The sequence below is a fragment of the Hydrogenophaga bisanensis genome (genome assembly GCF_042665135.1).
Taxonomy (GTDB): Bacteria; Pseudomonadota; Gammaproteobacteria; order Burkholderiales; family Burkholderiaceae_C; genus Hydrogenophaga; species Hydrogenophaga bisanensis.
This window is the reverse complement of the sequence record NZ_JBHTBX010000013.1, coordinates 47,496-70,917: the sequence shown is the minus strand read 5'-3', so window position 1 is coordinate 70,917 and position 23,422 is coordinate 47,496. Positions and strand designations below refer to the sequence as shown.

At 60.3% G+C, this 23,422-nt stretch carries 23 protein-coding genes and 6 pseudogenes; 5 read left to right on the top strand and 24 right to left on the bottom strand.

Annotated features, from left to right (window positions below):
* The first annotated feature begins 6 nt into the window (after positions 1 to 6).
* Complete coding sequence (locus tag ACFQNJ_RS16460) at positions 7 to 1,281, top strand: hypothetical protein (RefSeq protein WP_382259503.1); 1,275 nt, start codon at positions 7 to 9, stop codon at positions 1,279 to 1,281.
* 832 nt (positions 1,282 to 2,113) lie between these two features.
* Here the strand turns inward: ACFQNJ_RS16460 and ACFQNJ_RS16455 are convergent.
* From ACFQNJ_RS16455 to ACFQNJ_RS16415, 9 genes are all read right to left on the bottom strand, one after another.
* Positions 2,114 to 2,713, bottom strand: a complete 600-nt coding sequence (locus ACFQNJ_RS16455; RefSeq protein WP_382259501.1) for a CAP domain-containing protein — start codon at positions 2,711 to 2,713, stop codon at positions 2,114 to 2,116.
* A 121-nt stretch (positions 2,714 to 2,834) separates the two neighbouring features.
* Positions 2,835 to 3,047: a hypothetical protein gene (locus ACFQNJ_RS16450; protein WP_382259499.1), complete on the bottom strand. Its 213-nt coding sequence runs from the start codon at positions 3,045 to 3,047 to the stop codon at positions 2,835 to 2,837.
* Between the two features lie 22 nt (positions 3,048 to 3,069).
* Positions 3,070 to 3,366 carry an H-NS histone family protein gene (locus tag ACFQNJ_RS16445; protein WP_382259497.1) on the bottom strand — a complete coding sequence of 99 codons (297 nt, stop codon included), beginning with the start codon at positions 3,364 to 3,366 and terminating at the stop codon, positions 3,070 to 3,072.
* A 109-nt stretch (positions 3,367 to 3,475) separates the two neighbouring features.
* Positions 3,476 to 4,663, bottom strand: coding sequence for a hypothetical protein (locus ACFQNJ_RS16440; protein ID WP_382259495.1), 1,188 nt, complete (start codon positions 4,661 to 4,663; stop codon positions 3,476 to 3,478).
* A 3-nt stretch (positions 4,664 to 4,666) separates the two neighbouring features.
* Complete coding sequence (locus ACFQNJ_RS16435; protein WP_382259493.1) at positions 4,667 to 5,146, bottom strand: polymer-forming cytoskeletal protein; 480 nt, start codon at positions 5,144 to 5,146, stop codon at positions 4,667 to 4,669.
* Positions 5,147 to 5,151: 5 nt separating this feature from the next.
* Positions 5,152 to 5,514: a hypothetical protein gene (locus ACFQNJ_RS16430; RefSeq protein ID WP_382259491.1), complete on the bottom strand. Its 363-nt coding sequence runs from the start codon at positions 5,512 to 5,514 to the stop codon at positions 5,152 to 5,154.
* Positions 5,515 to 5,540: 26 nt separating this feature from the next.
* Positions 5,541 to 5,858, bottom strand: coding sequence for a hypothetical protein (locus tag ACFQNJ_RS16425; RefSeq protein ID WP_382259489.1), 318 nt, complete (start codon positions 5,856 to 5,858; stop codon positions 5,541 to 5,543).
* A gap of 88 nt (positions 5,859 to 5,946) precedes the next feature.
* Positions 5,947 to 7,008, bottom strand: coding sequence for a ParM/StbA family protein (locus ACFQNJ_RS16420; protein ID WP_382259488.1), 1,062 nt, complete (start codon positions 7,006 to 7,008; stop codon positions 5,947 to 5,949).
* A gap of 25 nt (positions 7,009 to 7,033) precedes the next feature.
* Positions 7,034 to 7,567, bottom strand: a complete 534-nt coding sequence (locus ACFQNJ_RS16415) for a hypothetical protein (protein WP_382259486.1) — start codon at positions 7,565 to 7,567, stop codon at positions 7,034 to 7,036.
* A 936-nt stretch (positions 7,568 to 8,503) separates the two neighbouring features.
* Between ACFQNJ_RS16415 and ACFQNJ_RS16410 the strand changes: the two genes are divergently transcribed.
* Positions 8,504 to 9,421: a DUF1173 family protein gene (locus ACFQNJ_RS16410; RefSeq protein WP_382259484.1), complete on the top strand. Its 918-nt coding sequence runs from the start codon at positions 8,504 to 8,506 to the stop codon at positions 9,419 to 9,421.
* A gap of 144 nt (positions 9,422 to 9,565) precedes the next feature.
* Here ACFQNJ_RS16410 and ACFQNJ_RS16405 read toward each other — a convergent pair whose 3' ends face one another.
* The 11 genes and pseudogenes from ACFQNJ_RS16405 to yfdX1 form a co-directional block, all read right to left on the bottom strand.
* The gene (locus ACFQNJ_RS16405; RefSeq protein ID WP_382259482.1) at positions 9,566 to 10,222 is read right to left on the bottom strand and encodes a LysR family substrate-binding domain-containing protein; all 657 of its coding nucleotides are present in this window, start codon (positions 10,220 to 10,222) and stop codon (positions 9,566 to 9,568) included.
* Entirely contained in the window at positions 10,223 to 10,498 is a 276-nt protein-coding gene (locus ACFQNJ_RS16400; protein ID WP_382259480.1) for a LysR family transcriptional regulator, read from the bottom strand. It abuts the gene before it with no gap.
* 192 nt (positions 10,499 to 10,690) lie between these two features.
* On the bottom strand, positions 10,691 to 11,842 hold the full coding sequence (locus ACFQNJ_RS16395; RefSeq protein WP_382259478.1) for a S1C family serine protease: 1,152 nt from the start codon (positions 11,840 to 11,842) through the stop codon (positions 10,691 to 10,693).
* 24 nt (positions 11,843 to 11,866) lie between these two features.
* Positions 11,867 to 12,832 (bottom strand): zinc metalloprotease HtpX, encoded by a 966-nt coding sequence (locus ACFQNJ_RS16390; protein ID WP_382259476.1) that lies wholly within the window; start codon positions 12,830 to 12,832, stop codon positions 11,867 to 11,869.
* Positions 12,813 to 13,307 (bottom strand): heat resistance protein PsiE-GI, encoded by a 495-nt coding sequence (gene psiE-GI / locus ACFQNJ_RS16385; RefSeq protein WP_382259474.1) that lies wholly within the window; start codon positions 13,305 to 13,307, stop codon positions 12,813 to 12,815. The genes ACFQNJ_RS16390 and psiE-GI overlap by 20 nt, the downstream gene beginning before the upstream one ends.
* Positions 13,304 to 15,019, bottom strand: coding sequence for a heat resistance system K+/H+ antiporter KefB-GI (gene kefB-GI, locus ACFQNJ_RS16380; RefSeq protein ID WP_382259472.1), 1,716 nt, complete (start codon positions 15,017 to 15,019; stop codon positions 13,304 to 13,306). The genes psiE-GI and kefB-GI overlap by 4 nt, the downstream gene beginning before the upstream one ends.
* 3 nt (positions 15,020 to 15,022) lie before the next feature.
* Positions 15,023 to 15,463 (bottom strand): heat resistance system thioredoxin Trx-GI, encoded by a 441-nt coding sequence (gene trx-GI, locus ACFQNJ_RS16375; RefSeq protein WP_058159135.1) that lies wholly within the window; start codon positions 15,461 to 15,463, stop codon positions 15,023 to 15,025.
* Complete coding sequence (locus ACFQNJ_RS16370) at positions 15,453 to 16,598, bottom strand: hypothetical protein (protein ID WP_382259470.1); 1,146 nt, start codon at positions 16,596 to 16,598, stop codon at positions 15,453 to 15,455. Before ACFQNJ_RS16370 ends, trx-GI begins: the two co-directional genes overlap by 11 nt.
* 79 nt (positions 16,599 to 16,677) lie before the next feature.
* On the bottom strand, positions 16,678 to 17,289 hold the full coding sequence (gene hdeD-GI / locus ACFQNJ_RS16365; protein WP_382259468.1) for a heat resistance membrane protein HdeD-GI: 612 nt from the start codon (positions 17,287 to 17,289) through the stop codon (positions 16,678 to 16,680).
* A 96-nt stretch (positions 17,290 to 17,385) separates the two neighbouring features.
* Positions 17,386 to 18,273: a heat resistance protein YfdX2 gene (yfdX2, locus tag ACFQNJ_RS16360; protein ID WP_033936157.1), complete on the bottom strand. Its 888-nt coding sequence runs from the start codon at positions 18,271 to 18,273 to the stop codon at positions 17,386 to 17,388.
* A gap of 103 nt (positions 18,274 to 18,376) precedes the next feature.
* A pseudogene (gene yfdX1 / locus ACFQNJ_RS16355) lies at positions 18,377 to 18,982 on the bottom strand (heat resistance protein YfdX1); the annotation flags it as partial.
* Between the two features lie 68 nt (positions 18,983 to 19,050).
* On the opposite strand from yfdX1, the gene ACFQNJ_RS16350 reads away from it, so the two are divergent.
* The gene (locus ACFQNJ_RS16350; protein ID WP_382259466.1) at positions 19,051 to 20,589 is read left to right on the top strand and encodes an IS3 family transposase; all 1,539 of its coding nucleotides are present in this window, start codon (positions 19,051 to 19,053) and stop codon (positions 20,587 to 20,589) included.
* A gap of 36 nt (positions 20,590 to 20,625) precedes the next feature.
* Here the strand turns inward: ACFQNJ_RS16350 and ACFQNJ_RS16345 are convergent.
* Both ACFQNJ_RS16345 and ACFQNJ_RS16340 read right to left on the bottom strand, forming a co-directional pair.
* A pseudogene (locus ACFQNJ_RS16345) lies at positions 20,626 to 21,072 on the bottom strand (Hsp20/alpha crystallin family protein); the annotation flags it as partial.
* Between the two features lie 32 nt (positions 21,073 to 21,104).
* Entirely contained in the window at positions 21,105 to 21,386 is a 282-nt protein-coding gene (locus ACFQNJ_RS16340; protein ID WP_382259464.1) for a helix-turn-helix domain-containing protein, read from the bottom strand.
* Between the two features lie 284 nt (positions 21,387 to 21,670).
* Between ACFQNJ_RS16340 and ACFQNJ_RS16335 the strand changes: the two are divergent.
* Positions 21,671 to 21,964: pseudogene (locus tag ACFQNJ_RS16335) on the top strand (IS110 family transposase); the annotation flags it as partial.
* Positions 21,965 to 22,085: 121 nt separating this feature from the next.
* On the opposite strand, the pseudogene ACFQNJ_RS16330 reads toward ACFQNJ_RS16335, so the two are convergent.
* A pseudogene (locus ACFQNJ_RS16330) lies at positions 22,086 to 22,515 on the bottom strand (transposase domain-containing protein); the annotation flags it as partial.
* A gap of 139 nt (positions 22,516 to 22,654) precedes the next feature.
* Here ACFQNJ_RS16330 and ACFQNJ_RS16325 point away from each other — a divergent pair.
* A pseudogene (locus tag ACFQNJ_RS16325) lies at positions 22,655 to 22,948 on the top strand (LysR family transcriptional regulator); the annotation flags it as partial.
* 62 nt (positions 22,949 to 23,010) lie between these two features.
* On the opposite strand, the pseudogene ACFQNJ_RS16320 reads toward ACFQNJ_RS16325, so the two are convergent.
* Positions 23,011 to 23,292: pseudogene (locus ACFQNJ_RS16320) on the bottom strand (poly-gamma-glutamate hydrolase family protein); the annotation flags it as partial.
* Positions 23,293 to 23,422 lie beyond the last annotated feature (130 nt).

The following is a 23,422-nucleotide window of genomic DNA, read 5'->3' as shown; positions in this document are numbered from 1 at the left end:
CTGGCGATGGCGAGAGCAAATATGCCGCGTTTTTCGACCGGCCAGCGCACTCAGCGGGGCTACTTGATGCTCTCGCTGTCGCTTGCCCTGATCATTTCAAGCCTGTTGGCGGTGCAGGCATGGCGCCAAGAGCGCCGCCAGGATGACCACAAGACGGCTGAAGCCCAGGCGCTGGTTCTGAAGAACCTGCGCAACAACTACGAGACGCTTCTGTACGAGGTCTACACAGACCTGCAGGCTGGTAACGCTATCACACGAAACGGTGTGACGATCCCGTTTGGCTTTGCACCTGGTCAAGCCATGGCACCGACTGTGGCGCAGTTGGAGGCAATGGGATTGGGCGTCAACGGGATGGCCAACGGCGGCAGCTACAAGTCGCTGCTGGATGCGGGTTTTGTCGTCCGACAGGAGAGAATCCCGGCCGGCTGTGAAACCGCCTCACTCAACGGCAGCGAGTGCCAGATCACGGGCCTGATCTGCTTCGACCGGCCCTTGCGCGATCCGAAGACGCCTGTTGGTTCAGTGGACGGCGAGGCGATTGGGCGAATGATGCTGGCCCTTGGTGCAGATGGTGGTGCATCGCTGACTGGTGTTGCTGGTGGCCAGATCATTGGAAGCCAGGGTGACTGGGAAGTCCCGAACCCTGTTGCTGGATCTCCAGAAGGCGTCGTCTGCTCGCGCTACGGCTTCGGCTCCAGCCTGTTCATGAACTTCCTTCGCGTACGGGATTCACGTGATCCGCAGTTCCAGAATAACGTGACCATCGCGCGTGGCCTTCACGTTCAGGAAAACGCTACGGTGAATACCAGTTGTGCCGGCCGAACAGAGGGAACCGCCGTTTGGGGTGAATCCAACGGGAACCCTGTCTGGTTGCGCTGTGAAGGTGGCACCTGGGTCACCGGAAATGGCATCACCTATGCCAACGCCGGCGACACCTGTACGGCAGAGGGCACATTTGGCATGACTCATACCGGGGTACAGCTGGTGTGCTCGGCCGGTAACTGGGTGATTGCCGATAACAAGGGGCTGCGTGCGGCAGCTTACTACGGCCATGGCTCCACGGTTCCAGTCCCCACATGTGGTCCTGGGATGACGCCTTCGGCAGTGATCTCAGCTGTCTCGGCCAGCAACATCATCGGCATCAACAACGCTGGCAACAACACAGGGAGCTTCCAAGCATCGATCAATGCAAGTTGGGGGATCACCGTGACTGGGGCGGACGGCACACCGGCCGGCAACAGCGCGACCGCATTGGTTCTCTCTTTCTGCAATCCCTCATGAGGAGCGATCAGCTATGAACTTCAAGTATCAAGTGCTTGCGTCCCTGTTTGCCTGTGCCCAAATTGCCGCACAAGCACAGCCGGCTCAAGGTACGCCTGGATCAGGGTGGAGCATGGATCCATCAAGACAGGGTATGCAGGATCTTCGAGCAGTCAGGCCTATCGAGGGTTGTATGACTCCTGGCGGACTTCAGCGGATCATTTCCAGTGACGAACCGGGTTCTGGGGCATTCTGGTGCGGCACGCCACCGTACTGTTTGACTCAGGCCGCAGTTCCAGGCAACTGGCATTGCACCATCGTGCAGTACTCCCGTCGTGATCCGCGTGGTGACCCAAACGGCCGGCCAGGAGCCAACCCTGTGCGGAACCCGGATGATCTGCGTTGTGTCAACACTGGGAACCCGCCGGTCAACGGACGGTGTCCGTTGCCCCCACCACCGCCACCCCCACCGCCGCCGCCAGATGATCCGGGCGATCCTCCTGAGCCCTACGATCCTCTACCTGGTAGCTGCGGGCCGTCAACTCACACCTATGGGTATTGGACGGCACGCACTTGTGAATTTGGGATATGCGACGGGCCTAACCTCGTACCGTCTGCGCGTTGGCGGGTGCCTGGTGCGAATAATGGGACTGTCTTGGTCCCATATCGTGGGAGCTACGGTTCAATCACCAAGCTGTGCAACGATGCATGGTTCATCATGGATTACCGTACTCAAGCCGTGTGCAGCAATGGAAGTTGGCGCTTCCAAGGAGGCTTTGACTGTTCTTCCGGTACTGGAGCAGACTGAAATCAAGGTAGGCAAGAAAAACCGCTCATCTAAGAGCGGTTTTTTTTAGTTTGCACCGAAGACTACCGTGACATATGCCGAGCTACCTGCTAACACGCATGCACCACCAACTTCCTTGTGATCAGACTGCATGATGATGCTGCAGTGTCCCGGGCTTTGCGTCCAAACCTTTACGAGTTCTCTCGCATTTCCGGCTCCCCGTCCGGTAGTTTTCATCAGAATCTCTCCACTACCGCCATTCACGTAGCCGCTAGCGAGCACTCGTTCAGCCGGCTGTGAACCATCACTTCCAGTGTGGCTAAAAAAGTTTTTCGATGCCATGTCACTGCTGTGGCGCACCGACGCATCAGCCAGCCTTGTATTCCAGAACCCAATTGCCGGTGCGGCCGGCATAGCGGTGGCACCACAGTTGCGAGCTTGGGCACGGGCAGCGTTGATTTCAGCGATCAGTGCTTGGGCGAAGCCGGGAATGTTGCAGGTCTGGCCACCAGGCATACTGACCGAACCGACATCGACGGTGCCGTTGCGTCCGACCACCGGACTGCCACCACTTCCTGCGCCATCGTCATCACCTCCACCGCCACCACACGCCGCCAGCGCAAAGGTAACTGCACTGAGGGCTGCGAGTTTGAAGGTCTTGTTCATCTACGTTCTCCTGTTGTGTTGGGATGACTTCAGGATCTCACACATCAACCCCAAGTCAAATCTGAAAAACTTACTGGAAAGCCGATCACGCCGATCGCTCAGTGCGTGAAAACTCATGGCTTCACTTGTTTTGAGAGGACAGGGATTCCAGTAGCTTCCTGTCATGCTCGTAGTCGGCCTTCTTCCTGGCCTTGTATTCCTTGATGCGCTGTTCCTGGGCTGCTGCCTCACGGTCAGCTGCGCTGTCGCAACCGGTCAGCAGGATCATCCCTGTGACCAGAACGCCTAGAAAACGAAACATTCTTCCTTCTCCCTGAAAAAAGCCGGCGATCATCGCCGGCAACCTGTGAACTGCATCAGATGCGGTATTCCTCAATGCTCTTGCCAGCATCGATCACCTCACGAACCCACTGAGGCTTTCGGCCAGGTCCGCCCGACCAAAGTTCGCCATTCGGACCGCGGTACTTGGGCTCAGCCTTGGACTTGCTCTGTGCTGGCTTGGACTTGCCCTCCAGGTCAGCGACCGTGATGCCGTACTGATGCATCTTGGCTCTGATGTCTGCGATCACACTGGCGAGTTCTTCTTTTCGGACCTGCTCGGCCTTGGCCATCAACTCCTTGGCCTGGCTCATCAGTTCGCTATAGGTGCTCATGCGGAAACTCCTGTTTTGGTTGGACGGAATGATAAGTGCGCCTCGCTCAGTGGCAGCGGGCAAACATGCAGGGCTATGATTTCTGATAGGTGACAGCTGCAACAAGTCGCTATTCGGCCATGTAGGCGCCTGTGCTTTCGTTGACGCTGACCAGACGTTTGCCGTTGGGCAAGACTTCACCGATGCGCACATGGGTCACTTGCTGGCCAGCACGAACCAGAAGTCCCCCGGTGAAGTGGGAAACCACAGAGAAGGGACGTGAGACCGGAGCTGTCACCTCCTTGGCGTCGGTGCTCGTCTTGGCTTGAGACGTCGCGGCAGGGCCTGCTGTGGCTTTGGCGACTTTCTTCGCGGGCAGATCCACAAACACACCATTGACGCTCTTGACGGGCTGTTTGGCATCGGTGGCTGGATCGACTTTCGATCGGGCACTGTTCACCGCGGCGACCAGCTCCGGGGAGACAGCGGGTTCTACCTGTTCCGGCTCCACCCGGGTGGGCTGGGCGTCCGATGTCAGGTTGCGGGGCAGGGGAGAGGCCTTCGGGGCTGGGCCCACAGCAAGTTTCGGTGGTTGTACCACCCTTGCTGACGGCGGTGCCTCGATGGGCAAAGGCATCAGCACCACGGGTTTGACCGAACGCGCGGCGCTGGCGACTTCGCTGGGAACCGTCTTGGATTCCGATGGGCCGGTCGATGCTCTTGTCGGCTGGACCTGCGGGGCTGGAGTCGCTGGCGCAGCTGCGGGTGCAGATGTGACGGTCGGTGTGGGTGCCGAGGAAGCGACAGCAAGTGTGGCGACGTTGTGCGCCGAATCGTCATCAGGTTCGGACTCTGGTGCCTGGGCGGGTGCGGCCTCAGGTCCCGCCGTCGTCGAGCCTTCTTGATCGCCTTGTGCAGCGCCTTCCATCTGGGCAAGGGTCTGAGGGGTGACCAGATCGGGCGTTTGAGTGTTGGCATGGCCTACAGGTACAGGCGTGACCGGAGTCGGGGCGGCGATCTGACCTGGCGTTTCCTGCGCTGGAGCCATGGACTTTGCCAGTTCAATCACGCCTTGAGCAATCACATGCCTGTTGTCTACGATGGCAGTGGCCGCCACCAAGCCAAAGGCAGTACCGGCCAGCGTCAGTCGCACAGTGCGGTTTTTCCAGAAGTTCATCTTCATGCGCTGGCGACTGGCGACATCGATCACATCTCCAGTGTTGATGAGGTAGCGGTTTTTAGCGCCCTTTGCCCTTGCTGCAGCTTCACGGCGTGCTGACTCAATGTGCTCTTGTTCGTCTGGGAAATCTGTGGACATGGCTCAGGCCTCTTCAGGGAGATGCTGCTGCCGGACAGCTTGGTCGAGGGGGTGGGTCTGAATTTGGGGACGCACCAGCTCAGCGCGAGCGGTCATGCGCTGCACTCTCAGCTTTCTGCGATCGACCAGTGGACCAATGATCAGTTCACCGCCATAGCGGATGAATCCCGCAACCCGCGCGGTGTTGGTGATCTCCACGTCACCGGCGGCCTCGATCTCGCCGGCAAAGTCTCCCTCGATCAGCACGTCCTGACCTTCGATATGACAGCTGAGCATTCGGCCCAGGACTGAGAGAGCAATGGGATTGTTCTGCTGAGCGACGACGCGACAGTTGCGCATGCTGGCGTCGATCTGCATGCCACCGCGGACGTAGATGGTGCCGCCATCAAGGATGATGGTGTTCTGCAGAACCTCGTCTGGGGCTTCAATGCGTTGAAGCACCTCGGCCTTGCGTGAGGCGGTAAAGAGCACGTACTTGGCCATGGTGGTCAACGTCCCTGATGGATCGGACTGTCGATCATGTCGGCGGGATCGCGCTCAGTGCTGAGGAACTTCTGGAGTTCATCATTGAGGGCGAGCGTGACCAGCCGAAGGGCTGATGCGGTCCCCATGAACAGTCCGATGGTGAAAACCACCGTCAACCACCAGGTCAAGCTCGAAGGAGCCGATTCTGGCAAGACGGATCTGACCAAGAGCGCCATATGGCCGACGGCCATCCAGGCAACAGTCGCTCTTACCGACCACCAGCGAATGATCGCCAATAGCCGAAGGTTCGCTGTGTCAGGGGTATCACCCGCTTCACGCAGTGACTGGTACAGGCGCTTTCGCGCGAACGTGAGCTGGAAGACCATGTCCAGCACCACGAGTAGCCTCAGGATCAGCGCTTGTCGTGACCGCGCTTGGTCATCTCTTGCAGTGCCTTCTCGCGCAGACCCTGGCGCACCATGTCGCCCTTCCACATCAGAACGCCAAAGGTCCCCAAGAGAATCATCATGAGGCCAAGCGGAATGAGCAGGGAGAACGGGCCTTTGTCGTCCACCAGGTTCACCAGCAGAGTCCCCACGAACACCTGGATCACCGAGGCCGTCACCGCTCCGCGAGCGGTCAGGTTGTCCCCGAACTTCTCGTTGAGGTGATCGATCACCTCCTCCGTGTCCGTCTTGTCGAACAGGTCGATGTTGTTCTTCGGCTTCATGTTGGTCAGTCCTTTCAGTGATGAGTTGACTTGTTGGGTTCACGTTCGATGTACCTCCAAGATGACACAAGAATGGTCCAAGTCAAGTTCAGGCGTTCTGGTCTTCGAGTGCGTCACAGCCGGTGAGCCAGTAGCCACGGGCGTTGGACATGACACTGGCTGGCATGGTCTCGATCTTGTAGCCGGGCAGCTTGTCCTTGAGGGCGGCCTCATAGAACTTGGCGCCGCCGCCGGTCAGGAGAACGCGGGAAAGGCGAGCGCGGTTGGCATCGATGCGACCGAGGAACGCGGCGATCTCGCGCTTGGCAGCATCGGCCGCGACTTTCCGGTATGGCTCGGTGTCGATCACTTTGAATCCCAGATTGATGCTGCCGGACTCCAGCCCTTCCTCGATTTGGTCGAACTCCAGACTGCCGGTGCCATGCTCATAGCCGATGCGCTGGCTGACCTCACGAAGGATGTTGGAGACGCCGCCGTCGAAGCTGCCGCTGAGCTTGAGCTCGGGTGACATGCCGTTGCTCACGAACCAGTCGAGCGTGCGATAGCCCGGGTCGATGATCATGCTGAGCTTGCCGGACTGGTAGATGGGGTCATCTGCCGAAGCATTCTGCGATGCAGCCCGCATGCCCCCGTAGGGCTGAGGCAGGATCAGGCACTTCTTGGCAGTGACGGCGATGCTCGATGGGCCATTTCCACGCAGATGGCGAGCCACGGGGATCTGACGTGGTTGCAGGGCGATCTCGTTCAAGCGTGCCCCGCGGCTTGCGAAGCCACTGACTGGCAATCCCAGTACCAGCATGTCGATCTCGCTGGTGAAGCGCCCCAGCTCACGCATGGCCAGATGGATGGCCACACGCAGCAGCACCTCGTGCTGGTCGGTCTCGATGTAGTTGGGGTCCAGCGCACGGGCCTCTACGCCCATGGTCGCGGCTGGACCCGCGTAGTAGGACTGGCCGTTGAGCTCGATGAGGACACGGTCGGGGTTGCTGCCGATGCCGGTCGATTCTTCATCCACCACGACGGGGGGAGTGATCGAGCGAAAGCAGATTTCGCCCCACCGGGACTTGCCCTGCCGGTCCAGGGTGTGGCTCCAGACCACTTTGGTGTTGCCGTAGCCGATGTCGATGGCAATGACGGTGCGCGGATTCATTGAAGTGCTTCTCCTGGTATCTGGTTCAGTGGTCGGTGTTCTTCGAGAGCGTCAGGTCGAACGCTTTGATGGCGTTTCGATACGCCTTCTTGCGCACCAGGTCGTCGGCGGGATCGACGCTGGTGGCTTGGGTGTCCTCGGTGCTCACCGGTGTGGTGGCGGTGGGTGCGGGTGTGGGTGAGTAGGTCGCTGTGGCCGGGGAGGGCGGCGTTGCATTCGATGTTGTGGAGTCGGTGTGCAAGCCCAGGCTCTTGGCCATGAGGGACTTGAGCCAGGTGGCTCGATCGGAATCAGGCATCGTGCCCAGTCGAGCGATGACCCATTGATGGCAGGGATCTGACTCAACGAGGTTGATCCGTACGGTTAGGGAGCGAGGCAGCTGACCGTCAGCTTCTGGCATGGATGTGAACCACCGCGGAAGCTGCCCTGTCTCCAGCAGCATGGGCAAAGCACTGCGAATTGCTCGTGCCCGATAGCCCTCGTCTTGGTGGTAGGCCAGACGAAGGAACACCGGGCTCAACGCCACTTCGGTCTTGATGAGAGTGATTCGAATCTTCATGGTGTCCTTCCTGTGCCGACTTCCGGTTCTGGGTGCCGATTTCTGGTTTTCTGTGCCGACTTCCGGAATGCAGTCCGATTTCCGGTTTCCTATGCCGATTTCCGGCACGGGCGACCAAGGAAAGTCTCACCGACCATGGCGTCTTCGCGCGCTCGAAAGCGTGTGTCAAAACATCCGCTTTCATGGTTCGATTTCGAAGGGACTAGCTGATAGACTGTGCGCACGCCCAAGAGGGCACAGATCACCAAGTCCGCAATTGCGGGAAGATCTGGAGGACCACACACGTGGTCAACCACTGTGAAAACGACCTCGGCAGCTCCCACGCTGCTTTTTTTGCTGGCCCTGATGGCGCCGGCATTACTTGGGTCTCACAGAATTCAAGTTCAGAACCATACAGAGTGTCAAAAACACGCAAAAAAAGCTAAGCGCATCAATGGCTTACGCGAGTTTGTCAGTGGCTGAACGCATACAGAACGGTTTACTGAACGTGGGTTTTCAGTGGATTTGTGAGGTTTGCTGATGCTGTTGACGGTTGAATCTGAGCTTTGAAGACTGCCCGTCCAGGTAGCGCTGGGCACCCTTGAGAGTCACCCATGAGGGGTGAATATGGGGTGAGATGGGCATCTCCAGTAGGGCTGGAGCAGAGGGGTGGGTAACGCCACACCGCAAACAAAAAGGGGGCTGGTGCATCCCCCGTCTGCCCTTGGTTGGCAGGATGCACTCGATTGGGTCGCGTGAAGGTCCTACTGGAAGGGGAGAGTTCTACTAAGGAACGCCTGTCCAACCCGGATACCGTGAGGTCCGGGGGTAGCAAGCTGAGGCACAGGCTTGCTATCAAACCGATTTCGTTTAAGTACCGTGCTGTGGAAGTCTGATCGGTTTATTGGTTGGGGGTGGTTGGCAAGGTCAGTGTGAACCTGTCCAGGAGGTGATGTGATGCTTGATGGGTCTGGTCATCGGGACCGAGTCCGGATTGCTGGTGAGGTGGTTTGTCGTGGGTTGAGGGAGGAAGACCCTGGCCGCTGGCAACGGTTGCTGCGCCGCGCTCTGGGATCTGCTGAGCGCCCCCATTGCCTTTGCCGTGGTGGGTCGGTGTCATTGCCGATGGTCATCGCTACGCATGGCCGCACCCTGGTGATGAAGCGCATGCCAAATACAGGGATGGATCACCACCCTGATTGCGAGAGCCATGGCGGCCATGAGAGCCGGGTGGCCGGCGTTGGGAAGACCTCCGGTGCGCTCAGACCACTGCCCGGGGGATTGCTGGATGCGAAGCTGGATGTCCCGTTGCACACCCTGACCGGAGCAGGCCGCTGCGCACCCCCCTTGGCGAAGAAACAGGAAGGGCAGTCCAGGGACCTGGTGTCACGCAGCGCCATGGGCCTTCGGGACTTCCTTGTGCTGGTGTGGGAGCGGGCTGGACTGACGTCGCTGCCGCCTGGGGCTGGGGTAGGTCGCCGTCTGGGTGAGGTCTACGCAAAGATCGGCGAGGAGCTAGAAGAACTGGCGCTGTGTGGGCGACCTGCGCGGGAGAGGGTGTTTGTCCCGGATACCCGGCTCGATGCCCAGGCGATGGAGAGCAAGCGCGAAGAACCGGGTGTTCTCTATATGCAGCTACAAGCGAGTGCATCAGAGGGAAGGCGCCCAGTGCTCCTGATTGTTGGCGAGGTACGCGACCTGTTCCCCAGCCGGTACGGGATGGGAATGAGGCTCAAGGGCATGCCTGATGATCGCCCTGTGTGGCTCAGCCGTGGCGACCTCGAAGACCTCTTGGAGAACTTCCCTGGGGTCAAGTCCTGGATGGAAGAGGCCGCTGCAGGTCAAGGGAACATCATCGTGTTCCCAACTCGTTGATTGATAATGAGTTTTCCGCACTCAGCGAACCGAGATGGACATAATTATGGACTGAAAAACCACGCTTGGTCAACGCGCGCTCCGAGCAAGTCCAGTGCGAGCCATGGACAGCCAGCAGTAGCCAATGTACCCGAGCGCTCAACGTCACGAGGCCGGTTCATCTCCCTTTGGCAGGAACTCCTCGCGGGCGCGCTGCAGAAACCGCTTCATGGGCTCAGAGGGTTCGGCGCTGCGGCGCAGCAGGTAGGTGGACAGCATGGGCGGCGTGCCGGCCAAGGGGCGAACGGTTATGTCGGGGCGGTTCAGGGTCTGCACCTGCGAGGCAATGGCGAAACCTAGGCCATAACCGGCACCGACCAGAGTCAGCATCACGCCTAGGCTCGTCACCTGATCTACCAGCTTGAGCGGCTTGGACGCACCTTGAAGCACCGCCTGGATCTGGTGGTGGCAGCCCGATCCCGCGTCCGGATGGCACAGTACCAACGGAAACTTCAAGGCTTCATCCAATGGCACTTCCGCGTGCGCCAACAAGGGGTGGCGCACGGGCACGATCACCGACAGAGGATCGGTCCACACGGGCTCGGCGACAAGGCCTTCGCTCACCGCGTCCGACAGCGCAAAGCCGATGTCCAGCAGATCGTTGTGCAGGCCCTTGAGCTGCTGCGCGAAAGGCAGCTCGAAGACGCGAATCTCCAGTTCGGGCTCTTCCTCGCGGCTGCGCGCCAGCAAGGCGGCAATGTGGGGCTGCGCCGGCGATGCGCAGATAACCCTGATAGCCCTGCGCCGCCGCCTTTGCGGCACTCACCACGGCTCAACGGTGGCCAGCACACGCCGGCACTCACCGAGGAACACTTGACCGGCCCAGGTCAGTCGCGTCTGGTGCGCGCTGCGGTCGAACAACTGCACGCCGAGCGTGGCTTCGAGATTGCGCATTGCGGGCGACACAGGCGATTGTTCTACGCCAAGGCGCTCGGCCGCTCGCGCGAAATGCAGTTCTTCCGCGACCGCAACGAAATAGCGCAGTAGTCTGAGTTCCAATGCGGCCTCCTGTTTGCCTCGTTCCTGGCCTGCGTTCACCTCATGCGGATTGCGCCTCGCTTTCTCCTTCGATGATTGGCAAGAGGTTCCGGCGTTGCATGCTTGCCTATTCGGATAGGCAGATCGCATCCGAAAATAACGGAGGTTGAGGCGGAACGCTACCTGGCCGAAGACCTGAGAACCTCAATCGCCGCGACGCTGCACTACCGCCTGATCACAGGTTCAGTTCAATCAATTCCCGGGTTGCAGCTCCACACGCACCTCGCGCGATTTGCCGGCCCGTTCCACTGACAAGACCACCACATCGCCGACCTTCCTGTCGTCTAGCCGCGCGAGCAGCTTGGCCACATCGTCCGTCGCCTTGCCATCAACATCGATGATGCGGTCGCCCGGCACGATGCCTTGAGGCGTGACTTCGACACCCGCGAGGCCGGCCTTGTGCGCTGCCGAACCAGGGGTAACACGCAACACGAACACGCCCTTGCTTCCGGTCAGTGCAAGCAGGCGCTGATTGAGCTGTTCGTCCACCTCAATGCCCAGCGCCGGACGGATGTACTTACCGGTCTTGATGAGTTGCGGGACTACGCGCATGACGGTGTCCACCGGCACGGCGAAACCAATCCCGGCCGAGGCGCCGGAGGGGCTATAGATCGCCGTGTTGATGCCGATGAGCCTTCCTGCCGAATCGAGCAGCGGCCCACCGGAGTTGCCAGGGTTGATGGCGGCGTCGGTCTGGATCAGGTGATCGATGGCCGGGCCGCCCGCTTCTCCGGGTAACGAGCGGTCGAGCGCGGAGACGATGCCGGTGGTGAGCGTCCAGTCCAGGCCGAAGGGGTTGCCGATAGCGAACACCTTCTGACCCACCTTGAGGTCGGCACTGGTGCCGACCGGCACGGCCGGCGGGCGCTTGAAACCGACGCCAATCTTGAGCACGGCGATGTCGTGCGCTGGGCTCGTCCCCACCAGCGCGGCCTGGTAGTCGCGGCCATCGGCGAGTTTGACCGTGGCTTCAGAAGCACCCTGGATGACGTGGAAGTTGGTGACGACGTGGCCGGCATCGTCCCAGACAAAGCCCGAACCGGTGCCGCGCGGCATGGAAAAGACATTGCGAGTCCAGACGTCGCGCACCAGCTGCGCGGTGGTGATGTAGACCACCGAAGCGCGCGATTCTTCGAACAGTTCGATGGTGGCTTTCTCTTCCGCCGCCAGATCGCCACGCGCCGTCACGGTGCGTTCTGCCGCCTCGCGCGGACTGAACCAGGCCTCGATGGCGGGCAGAAACTGCCACAGCAGCATGAGCGCGGCAATGCAGGCGGTGATGAAGAGCCAGCGACGGATGAAGGGGTCCGGTGCGGGGCGTGGGTACGGGTCGGGGTAGGCCATGAGAAGTCTCCTGTTGATAGGCAATCAGCGCCACAGCCCGCTCGGGTGCCAGCGCGGCGGGCGCGGCGTCACAGCGGATTCCGGCAAGAAATGGGGCGCGTGGAGTGGCAACGCTGATGCTGACCCAGGCGCCAACGTCAGTAGGCGTGAGATGCGTTCTTGCGTGGCCGGATGCGTGCGCAACCAGGAGGGTTCGGGATTGCCCCATCCCGGCCACAACCAGGCGCGCCAGGAGCGGCTGACCCGCTCGATTTTCGCCAGCGCGGACGCAAGCCCCTGCGGTTCGCCAGTCAGTTCCGCAGCGAGGCGGTCAGCGTCGAACTCACGCACGCGAGACAAGCCGAGCTGTGCGAGCAGGGCCAGCTGGGGCGATGCGGCCAATAACAATAAACCAGGCCAATAGACCTCCGCCGCACCAACCAGCAGCGCGGGCAGGCTCAGCAGGATCGCGATCTGTCCCATAAGGGCCAGTAGGCTCGTGAAGCGACTGACGGAATCCGCCAGCCCCATGACGCGCAGATCCTCACTGGCGATGTGCGCGATCTCGTGCGCGGGCGCACCCGTCAGCTCGCGTGGGCTCAGGCGGCGCAGCAGGCCATCGGTGAGGGCGATCGATGCATGCTGCTTCGAGCCGGTGGCGAAGGCGTTGACGACGGCACTGGGCACGTAGTGCGGCACCGGCGTGGCGGACAAACCCGCACGGGCGGACAGTTCGCGCAACAGGGCCCAAATCTCGGGGGCTTCGTGCGGGTACAAAGCCCGTGCGCAGTACAGGCGCAAGGTCAAGACGGATGCGGCTGCCGGTTCCAGCAACAGCGTGCCTGCAACTGCAAACAGCGCGAGCCACAGGCCGCTTTCCCCGAACAGCAGGCTTCCTGCGGCGGCTGCGATCCCGACCAGGGTCAGGCTCAACATCCCGGTCTGCAGGCGGTTGAGCCAGCGATGTTGCAACCACGCAGCGCGCAGGTCACTAGGATGATGACGATTCATGCCCAGATTTCTCGGCGACGCGGTCGTCGCGATCGCGCAGCAGCCAGTAAGTGGTACCAAGCGCCAGTGTGGCGCCTGCCAGCGCGGCGATTTTGGCGGGACTCGTGTCGGGGTCGAGGACCACGAACTTGCGTGCCAGCGCGATCAGGCCGATGAGGATCACGGTCTTGACCTGGATGATGCTGTCCCGACGCAGCGCCACGCGCACGATGGAATGCTTGAACTCCATAGCAATCAAAAGCGTCATGATCATGCCGAACACGCTCTGGAATACCTTGTGATCCAGGGGATTGAAGGCATCGAGAACCAGCAGCGTGAAGACGATGGAGATGAGCTGGAACAGCGACACCACGATGATGACGGCAATCACCGCCGACAGCACGAGCGCGACGACCTGCTCGAAGCGCTCGTAAAAACTCATGATGGCCCACTGGTCACGCAAGACCTGAAATGGGTTAAGGCGTGTTGATTTCATGACGATGAACTCCCTGGAAAACGGCTGCTGTCGAGACGGCGGCGCATTGCGCTGATGTGTCCTTCAATCAGCTCGGTCGACATGCCAAGCGTCGACATAACCTGTTCCGCCAGCCCAATAGCTGCGGCAAAGGATTGCTGATACACGCGCACGTTGGGCATGGCGCGAAATGCATCGGCCGCGGTCGTAATTCTGCATGACACCCACAAGGTCAGCGCCGGACGGCGCTCGGCAATCGCCTGGGCGATGCGCAACGCTTGCTGGGCATGGGCGAACGTCAGCACCACCATGTGCGCATGCGTCAAGCCGGCAGCCAGCAAGGTATCGGGCCGACTGGCATCGCCATGGAACACCGGCGCGCCGGCGGCACGCGCGGCCTCGACCTTCTGCGCGTCCGCCTCCAGCAACAGATGCGCCACGCCGGCGTGGCGAAGAATCTCGCTGACTGTCAGGCCAAGCTCGCCCGCGCCGCACACGATGACATGGTCTCGATATCGCGCCGTCTGCGCGGCGATCTCAACTTCTTCAGCCTGGGGTGGCTGAATGACGCCGCCGGTGCGGCTCAAGAACCGGGCAAGTACATCGTGATGGCGGATCAGCAGCGGTGCCAAGGCCATGCTGAGCACCAGCGCGACCAGCATGGGTTGTACGACGGTCGCGGGAATCAGATGCTGCTGCAAGACCATGCCCAACAACAGCAGGGCGAACTCGCCGCCATGCCCCAACGCTATGCCCGTGCGCCAGGCATCGAGGGCGGACAAGCGCGTCGCCCGCAAGGCCAGGGTGTTCAGCCCGATCTTGACCGGTACCAGCACTGCCAGCCACGCGAACACCGCCAGTGGTGCCGAAAGAATCTGCGCTCCGTCCAACTGCAGGCCGATGGTCACGAAGAACACCCCCGACAACACATCGCGAAACGGTTTGAGGTGGCTTTCCATGTGGTGACGGAAGTCGCTCTCGCCCAGCACCATGCCGGCCAAAAACGCACCCAGGGCGGCGGATACGCCGACCGCGTGTGCAGCAGCGGCGGCAGCCACCACCACGCACAAGGAAACCAGCACGAAGGATTCTTCGTGGCCCTGCCGCGCCACCCAGCCCAGCAGGCCATGCAACAGACGACGGGAGGCGAGGGCCGCTGCCGCGAACAACATCAGCACGCCCAACACTTCGAGCAGCACGCTCTCGATCTTCGGCGACTCGCCGCGCGCCCAGATCGCCAGCAGGGCCAGCAGGGGCACGCTGGCCAGGTCCTGAAAGACCAGCACGGCGATGGCGCTGCGGCCGTGGCGGGTGGTGAGCTCGCCTTGGTCGGCCAGCTGCCGGCTGACCAGCGCCGTGGAAGACATGGCCGCCGCAGCGCCGAGCAGCGCAGCGCTCTGGGCTGGCTGCCCCAACCCGATCAGCATCAGGGTCAGAGGTGCGGCCACAACGACCATCTGCAAACTGCCAGCCACCAGTACGGTCTTGCGAGTGAGCCAAAAGTGCCCGAGGGAGAATTCCAGTCCGACCATGAACAGCAGTAGCGCCACTCCCAGCTCGGACAGAAAATCAAGCGCTTCTCCCGGCGCGATCACGCCGGTGACTGAGGGGCCCAGTAAGGCGCCGGCGGCGAGGTAACCCAGCAAGGCGGGCACTCTGAGCGCAGCCGTCACCACGGCCGCCAGACTGCACGCAGCCAGCAGACTCAGCGTAACGCTCAGCAGGCCCTGCATCGGTCAGCGCCCAAGCTGTGCCGATACCCAGCGCACGATGTCCTGCGCGCCCAAGGCGCCGGCCTGACGCCCGATCTCCCGCCCACCCTGGAACAGGGCGAGCGTCGGAATGCTGCGGATGCCGAACTGCGCGGCCAGGTGGGGTTCTGCCTCGGTATTGACCTTGGCAAGCCTGACCCTGGGTTCGAGCTGGCGCGCCGCTTGCTGAAACTGCGGGGCCATCATCTTGCACGGCCCGCACCAGGGCGCCCAGAAATCGACCAACAGTGGCAGGTCGCTGCGCTCCACGTGGCGCGAGAACGTCGCCGTGGTCAACTCGATGGGTTCGCCCGTGAACAAGGGCTGCTGGCAGCGGCCGCAGTTGGGATGTTCCGATAGCTTCGCAGTCGGTACGCGGTTGATGGACTGGCAATGCGGACAGACGAGGTGAAGATCATTCTTCATGGTTCGCCTCCTTGGACCACAGTGAGGCTGCCGCGCTTCGGGTCACAGACAATGCCGACCAATCAACGCCTTGGAGCCAATCGTTCCCGTCTTTGCTTACTCCGGCCTCTTCCAAATGAGCAGCGATGAACGCTTCGGCCTGCATGAGCCACCTTTGGACAGTATCTTCCTTACTAGGAATCAGCAGGATTTCAGAGACGCTGCTGGCATCCAGCCCGTCCACACGGATAAGCAGAAAAATGCGCCGCCACAAACGCGGCATGTCCTTCAGCAGGTCGAATGCAAAAGCGAACTCGCTCGACCGATCAACTAGCTCCTCCTGTTCCGCGATCGTTGCGGCATCGGGATGCTGACTGTCAGCGATGATATCGGCCAGCCTGAGTGTGTCATCGGGCTGATAAAATTCGAAGACTTCCTCTTCCACCATGGCCTCGGCGACGTCCTGGGCATCCGCTTCGACCGGCGCGTCCAGAGAAACGAATTCGCCAAATTGCCGGCTGATTGCCACTTCGTGATCCAGGACGGCGAACAGATGCTTCAGAAGACCGAAGTAAGCCGCTTTTTCTTCCGGCACGGATTGCCATTCCACCTCAGCTTGGACAATCGCTTCATCCACCACGTCGCGCAGCGTCGGATAATCGCGCGGTAAATCGCCGACGGCACGCAGATAAGCCAGCTCACGCCTTGCGACAGCCTCAAGTTTCGACAGTAGAGGCATTCGGGTCACTTTGGCCTCATGGGCGGCTGACGCGGGTTTTGCGGCAATTCGCACCTTGAGCTCGCGCAAGCGCTCGCGTCGTGCTTTGCGCTTGATTTGGTCCTGAGCATGCAGCCGGTCAAAATGCTTCTTGGCCTGACGGAACAACGACTGTGCGAGCATCTGCGCGAGGGGCGTCAGCTCGTCATGTGATGCAGTAACGCTGACAATCTTTTTGCCGGGCAGGTGCATATAGCCACTGGCCAGAAATTGCCGCTTGGTCTTGTCGCGATCAAGGACGATTTGAAGTCGCACTGAATCTTTAGTGTGTTTGTCGAGCAATGGCTTGAGGGCGTGCTCGATCACATTTCCCAAAGCTCTCTGCCATGGTTCATGAAACTCTTTGTCGATAGCTCGATAGCTATATTGAATCTGCATGTATGACTCCTTTGATGTCATTTCTATGGAGGCGCGAACCGAAAATGCTCATATCCATAGAATTTAGTTTGACCCGATCTTATCCCTGGCGCGTTTTGCGAAGACGCCAACTCAAGAACAAAAGCGTGACACCAGAGACTGCCGCATAGAAGCCCAACAGCCAGCCTGCGGCCAGGAATGACTCGACCGGACGGGAAAAAAACATCCACAAGACGATAGCGCCAAGGACAATCGAGAGCAGTCCACTGAAGGCAAGCCAGATTTCACCCTTGATTTCTTGACGCAGCCGAACGGCGGCGGATATCTCCAGCACACCGGTGAAAATCGCCCAGAACCCCACGCTAGCCCATAAAAAAGAAGCCATGACCATCGTGGCGACCCAAGGAGCAACCAGGACGACGACGCCGGTAAGTATGCCGACAATGCCGCTGAACAGCAGCCAGCCCCAGCGCTCTTTTTTCTGGATATGGCGCACCGCTGCAACCAAGTTGAAAGCGCCATTGACCAAGGAAAATGCGCCGAACACTAAGGTCATGGCCAACAGAGCCGATTGTGGCATCCAGAACGCAAGGGCTGCGAAAATCAATGCCAAGACACCGCGCAACGCAAAAATCCACCAATTTTCGGTCAATGAACACAGTGTTTTGGTGGGCTCATCCGCACTCGAATCGGTGATCGTGTCTGTATTCATGCTATATCTCCTAAAGATCTAATGGGGTGAAAAAGCAAACACTCCTGAGCCAAGAGAGGGGCGCGACGCGCCCCTCTTACGCCCTATCCAGCGGTTTCAGAACAACTTGGACAGCTTTGCCTTGATTTCATCGAGCCAGCCTTTTCCGCCGCCTCCCCCAGCCGTCTTTTGCTTGACTTTCTTGAGTTCAGCATACAGGGGCTCAAAGTCCTTCTTCTTTCCATAGCCCAGCAGTTCTGCCATTTCCAACTGCTGCCGCGCTTCGTTCAATAATGTCTCCAGGCGCTCATTGGACGCTTCGCTCCGCTGACCATCTTCTACCAAGGTCTCGGCGCGCTTCAGGAGCAGCCTGGCGCGCAGGGCGGGCAGCGGATGCACGCTGCGCGTCTCGACCAGCGTGCTGAGCGCTGCCTGCAGCGCGGCTTTGGCTTCTTCAATCTTGCCCTGATCGATCAGCGGCACGACTGACTTCACGGCTGCGGGATAGGACGCCAGAGGGATGTTGGTGACCGCGATCACGATTTCACTGGCCAGCAAAGCCAGCACGTGACGTGCCTGTTGCACCTCGCCATGTTTGAGGGCATCCAGCGCCTCGTCGGTCATCGCCTCAATGGTTTCCGTGTTGGCGAACAAGTCGTGCACGATGGTGCGCACATCAACGGGGGCCAGGGCGAGCGTGGGTTCGCGCGCAACGATCAGCTCCAGCTTTCCCGTCACTTCGGCCAGCGTTGCCAATGCGCGTGCAGCGTCCTTGCCGTCAAGTGCGGCCAGCGCTGATTTGGTCAGCGCCAAGGCCGAGACGGCCTCATCGAGGACTTGTTTACGTTTGTCTGCCGCCTGCGAGTCCGTTTCCTTCTGAACCTCAGGCTGTACCTCCGTGACGACTTCAGGCTTGGCCTCTGGACTGACAGGAAGGCTGCTTACCGCGGCCTGTTCGTTTATTTCTTTGTTCGTCGCATTGGGATTCGATGTTTGCTCATTCATGGTGATATGCCTCGTATGAGTTAGTGAAAATAGGCGAATCTATTGGGGGCTGACTGCGAACATCGCGAGACTGACCGACCGAACAGTCGGCCCCTTCATCACCTCAAAACAGCTTTTGGAGGCGCGTCTTCAACTCGTCGAACCATCCCTTGCCGCTTTTGCCACCAGCCGACTTTTGCTCAATGGACTTCACCTGATCGAAGATGGGTTTGAAATCCGCCTTCTTGCCATAACCCAGGATCTGCGCCATTTCGATCTCCGTGCGCACGGACGACAGCAAGGTGCTGAGCTCCTCGTTCTGCTTGGCATCGCGCTTGTCGGTCTCGGCCAGCTTTTCAGCTTTTGCCATCGCGGCTTCAGCCCGTAGCACGGGCAGAGGAAAGGCGACCGAGGTCACCACCAGCGTGTTCAGTGCTCGGGCGAGTTCCGCCTTGGCGTCGTCGATCTTGCCGCTGTCGATGAGCCGTGCGGCCGACTTGATCGCAGCCGGGTACGTTGCCATCGGCAGGTTGCCGGTTTCGATCACGATTTCGCTGGCCAGATTGGCGACGATGGGCCGGGCCTTTTGCACCTCGCCATCACCCAACAACTCCCGAGACAACTTGACCGCTTTCTTCACCGATTCCACGTTGGCGTGGATATCGTGGGTGATGACGCGTACATCGACCGGCGCCAAAGCAAGTTTGGCGTCGCGTGCCAATACCAGTTTGTTGAATCACGAGCAAAACTGAGCCAGTGGGGGTGCGGCTAAAAACTTGGACTACCTGGAGGTAGTTCATGTATTCCTACGAAGACCGCATCCGAGCCGTCAAGCTCTACATCAAGCTTGGCAAGCGCCTTGGGGCCACCATCCGTCAGTTGGGCTATCCGACCAAGAATTCCCTCATTGGCTGGTACCGGGAGTACGAGCGGAGCCAGGATCTGCGAGTCGGGTATTCGCGATCGGGACAGAAGTATTCCGATCAGCAGAAGCATGCGGCGGTGAAGCACTACCTTGATCACGATCGGTGCATTGCCTCGACCATGCGGGCATTGGGATATCCCGGTCGGGAACTACTGGCCGAGTGGATTGACGAGCTGCACCCCGAAGTTCGCCACCGAATGGTGGGCCGGGCACCGAACACCCTGCACTCCGACGCGCTTAAGAGCGCAGCGGTGATTGAGCTTTGCACCCGAAAGACCAGCGCACAAGAAGTTGCCCAGAAGCTGGCGGTGTGTCGGCCTACGCTGTACAACTGGAAGAATCAGTTGCTCGGCCGCGAGGTACCCGCATCCATGAAACGTCAAGACAATTCACCGCCAGTGTCTGATGTTGCCGAACTGCAGCGTCAGGTCGAGTCGCTTCAACAGAGTATTCACCGCCTTCAGCTCGAACATGACATCTTGAAGAAGGCCAATGAATTGCTAAAAAAAGGCCTGGGCGTCAACCCTCAGCTCCTGAGCAATCGGGAGAAGACTCTGCTGGTTGACGCCCTCAAGCCCATCTACTCGCTCGCAGAGCTACTTGGCGAACTTGGCCTTGCTCGCAGTTCCTACTTCTACCACTGCGCCCGCCAGCGAAGGCCTGACAAATATGCTGACGCCCGCGTTGCAGCTGCCGATGTGTTTCAGAGCAACCACTGCAGCTATGGTTACCGGCGCATGCGGGCGGCGCTGGGCAGACGCCGCTTGTACCTGTCTGAAAAAGTCGTGCAGCGTCTGATGAAGCAGGAGGGCTTGATTGTTCCCGCGCGCAAGAAGCGTCGATACGGGTCCTACCTCGGAGAGATCAGCCCTGCTCCAGACAACCTGTTCAATCGTGACTTCCAGGCGGCGGCACCGAATGAGAAGTGGCTCACCGACATTACAGAGTTCCAGATACCGGCGGGAAAGGTTTACCTCTCGCCTGTGATCGACTGCTTCGATGGCATGGTGGTGAGCTGGACGCTTGGCACCCGACCGGACTCTGAGTTGGTGAACACGATGCTCGATGCGGCCATTGACACGGTGCAATCGTGCGACAGCAAGCCGATCATTCACTCCGACCGTGGTGCTCATTACCGGTGGCCGGGCTGGCTCGATCGGATGCACAGTGCGAAGCTGACGCGGTCAATGTCGCGCAAGGGGTGCTCACCGGACAACGCAGCCTGCGAAGGTTTCTTTGGGCGCCTGAAGAATGAGATGTTCTACCCGCGTGATTGGAAGTCGACCACCATCGAGGTGTTCATCCGTGCGGTGCACGAGTACATCCTCTGGTACAACGAAAAACGGATCAAGATATCGCTGGGCTCCCTCAGCCCCATCGAGTACCGCGAAAGTCTGGGCTTAATCAACTAAAACCAGTCCAAGATTTACGCCGCACCCCCCCCGGCTCAGTTTTGCTCGTGATTCAACACTGCCGTAGGAGCGCTCCACCCGGTGGAAACCGCCGTCTTTCGTTTCCTGCTCCTGACGCTTTTCACCGCGCACCAGCAGCACGTCGTTGTCGAGCGTGATCTGGATGTCTTTTTCCTCGACGCCGGGCACTTCCAGGGCGATCTTGTACTGCTTGTCGGTCTCCTGGATGTCCAGCGCCGGCTTCAGCAGGCCCGGCCAGTCCGACGGCCAGCGTGGCATGGCCAGCGTCGGGAAACCGAAGCCTCGAAACGTGTCGTCGAACAGGCGGTCGATTTCGCGATGCAATTGCAGGATGGGGCTGACCGGCCCGCCTGCCGCCGGCAGGTCATTGCGCTGCACCGGCAGTGAGGCGGTGCTCTGTTGTTCTTCCTGCTCCTTTTTGAACCAGTTCCAGGGAGCCAATTTCTTGAAATCAATGTCCATGTCATACCTCCAGAAATCAATTGATGACTCACTCAATCCGTTTGCCCGCGGCGACGGACAGCGCGCCCTGGCGACACGGGATGTTCCGCTGACTTTGGCTGCTTATCTGTGCGTATCACCTCCTTCTTTCTGCCTGCTTGGATCTGATCATTGATCCATCGATCGATTTCACTTTGACGAAACCGCCACGTCCCGCCGACCTTGAAGGCCGGAATCTCCCCGTGCGCGGCGAGCCGATAGAGCGTCCGCTTGCCGACTTTCAAGTAGGCAGCCGCCTCGTCGAGTGTGAAGATCGCCTGCTGGCGCGCTGTCATACCACCCCCAGAAGTTCCGTCTTCGTGCAGCCTCGCTCGAGGAAGTTCTTGCAAGACTTTGCAAGATGTTGCGCCTAACATGCAGAAAGTCAAGAGCCAACATCCAGCGATCTGCTGGCCGATTGATGTGACTCAATCGTAAGCAGCCAGGAAACAAATGTTGGCTGCCACCGCGATGGTGCTCCCCAAGTCATCAATCTGCAGCCATGTGAAAGGGGAAGTCCATGAACGAGATTGCGCGAGTCGGGGTGGATCTGGCCAAGCGGGTTATCTAGGTGCATGCGGTGGATGCGCGCGTGGTGGTTGCCAAGGCGCTGGCCGCTGACAAGTTTGCGGCCTGGTGCGCGGAGCTGCCTCCCGGCTGCCTGGTGGCCCTGGAGGCCTGCGGCGGTGCGCATCACTGGGCACGCAAGCTGCGCGGCTATGGGCTGGATGCGCGGCTGATTGCAGGCCACTTCGTCACGCCCTACCGCATGGCCGGCAAGGGACGCAAGAACGGTGCGGCCGATGCCGCAGCGATCTGCGAGGCGGCAACCCGCCCGCACATGCGCTTCGTGCCGGTGAAGCCGCCGGCGCAGACGCTGCTGACCAGCCATCAGCTACGCAAACCTCCCGATTCACTCACGCAGCTGATTCCTGCTTGCCTAGGGACGACCATGTAAGCGGCAGATGGTCGGAGTCCTTTGCGACCAGCACCTACGCGAGCAGCCCGGAGGTGGGGATGCCCTTGGCGATGATCTCCGCCGGGACCGGCGCCTGGGTCAGCGTTCGGCACCTGTGCGCAGGTCCACTTGCCGCGGATGTGGCACTCGACCGTGAACACGCCCGGCGTGTAGTCCAGCTTCTCGCTGATGCGCTTGAGCGCACAGCCGCACGCGCAGCGGGTGTTCTCGGGCTCGTGGTGGCAGTCCACGCGCGGCAGGTCCGCCGGCAAGGCGGTGCGCTTAGGCATCGCGCCAGGCGTAGCCGGCGGCTTCTTCTTGCCCAGCAGTTCCTGGAGCTGCGCCTCAGCCGCGGCAAGGTCGGCGTCCAGAGCCTCGTCGAACAGCGCGCGTTGTTCGGCATCGAGCTGCTCGCTCTTCTTGCCGAACTTCAGGCGTCGCAGCTGGGCGATCTCGAACGAGAGCTTCGCCGTAGGCGCTGACATGGGCGAAAAGCATCCGAGCATCACCCCCCAGGATGGCTCTCATCTCGATACAGAGGTGAATCCTCCGCACTATTCGGCTCCCTACGATGATATGGACTGATCACATCGGTAGGGAGAAAGCATGAACTTACGCCATCTTCGCTGCTTCATCGCCGTAGCCGAGGAACTGCACTTCGGCCGGGCTGCTCGACGGCTGCACATCGAACAGTCTCCACTGTCGCGCACGATCCGCCAGATGGAGGCGGATTTAGGGGTGCCGCTGCTCAACCGCTTGCCACGCAGTGTTCGTCTCACACCGGCGGGACAGGTCTTCCTCGAAGAAGCCCGGCGCGTACTGCTGGCCTTCGAGCAAGCGCAGACCAAGGCACGCGCCGCAGCGAACCAGCGGAACACGCTGCGCATCGCACTATCTGGTGACACGCGCTGTGCCTTGCCGCCGCAGCCGTGGATCGCGACCACGTGGTCGCAGGCGGATAGCAGTGCCAGGCAGCGCGGTTCATCAAATTTGTGGCTGGTCAGATGAAGTGCAGCGTAGTTGCCAGCCTGACGAATTCCTTCGAACAGATAGAGATTGATGTCCGTGCCAGCGACCGCTCGCGCGATGTCCGACGTGAACTGCTCAATACCTCCGCCATGCGGTGCGATGACGGCGATGGATGATCCGGCGAACGGGCGTACATGCACCCTGTAGTCCGTTTCTTCGGCTTGCGCGCTGGCTAAGTCGGCATAGCCGCCATATCCATCGGCAAGGCTACTCATCGCGCCCCTCGACTGGGCGTGCCGGCCCTTGGAGCGATGCCAGCAAGATTGGGCACAGCGGCTCAGGCATCAGGCCCCCGTTCGAAGGATGCGGCTGGCCGAGCCGGGTTGGCTTGGGTCGCAAGGCGAT